Origin of the sequence: Gracilimonas sp. (assembly GCF_017641085.1) — a bacterium.
Lineage (GTDB): Bacteria > Bacteroidota > Rhodothermia > Balneolales > Balneolaceae > Gracilimonas.
The window spans coordinates 1-1,073 of sequence record NZ_JAEPPI010000006.1; the positions used below are offsets into that span (position 1 = coordinate 1).

The 1,073-nt window shown below is 53.6% G+C and carries 1 protein-coding gene; it reads right to left on the reverse strand.

Going from position 1 to position 1,073, the window contains the following annotated elements:
• Positions 1–1,073, reverse strand: a 1,073-nt coding sequence (gene tuf, locus JJ941_RS15260) for an elongation factor Tu (RefSeq protein ID WP_290967119.1), incomplete at both ends; no start/stop codon positions are given.

Consider the following 1,073-nt stretch of genomic DNA (forward strand, 5'->3'; position numbering starts at 1 on the left):
ATTTTAGTTACAACTCCGGCGCCCACGGTACGTCCGCCTTCGCGAATCGCAAACCGCAGCCCTTCTTCCATCGCTACCGGCTGAATCAATCCTACATTCAGCTTCACGTTGTCTCCCGGCATTACCATCTCCACACCATCAGGAAGCTCACAAGCTCCGGTTACGTCGGTGGTACGGAAGTAAAACTGTGGGCGGTAGCCTTTGAAAAATGGCGTGTGACGGCCACCTTCATCTTTACTGAGTACATATACCTCACACTCAAACTCTTTGTGAGGAGTGATCGAGCCGGGCTTACAAAGTACCATGCCTCGCTCAATCTGCTCTTTGTTAATTCCTCGGAGCAGAATACCGGCGTTGTCTCCGGCCTGCCCTTCATCGAGCATACGACGGAACATCTCAATACCGGTTACTACCGATTTCATCGGGTCTTCTACAATCCCTACAATCTCAATCTCGTCGTTTACTTTAATAACTCCACGCTCGATACGTCCGGTAGCTACCGTTCCACGACCGGTGATCGAGAAGATATCCTCTACCGGCATCAGGAAGGGCTTGTCTACATCACGCTCCGGCGTTGGGATGGTTTCATCCACAGCCTTCATCAGCTCTACAATGCTTTCTTCGTGCTCGGCTTCGCCGTTGAGGGCGCCCAAGGCTGATCCCTGAATCACCGGGATGTCGTCGCCGTCAAATTCATAAGAAGACAGCAGCTCACGCACTTCCAGCTCTACCAGCTCCAGCAGCTCTTCGTCGTCTACCAGGTCTACCTTGTTCATAAATACAACAATCTGCGGTACACCTACCTGACGAGCCAGCAGAATGTGCTCGCGAGTCTGTGGCATCGGACCGTCGGTAGCGGCAACAACCAAAATTGCTCCGTCCATCTGAGCGGCGCCCGTCACCATGTTCTTGACATAGTCGGCGTGACCCGGACAGTCTACGTGAGCGTAGTGGCGGGCATCGGTTTCGTACTCCACGTGCGCCGTAGCAATGGTAATCCCACGCTCGCGCTCTTCCGGAGCATTGTCGATGTCGGCAAACTGCTTGGCTACACCGCCGTAAGTTTTCGCCAT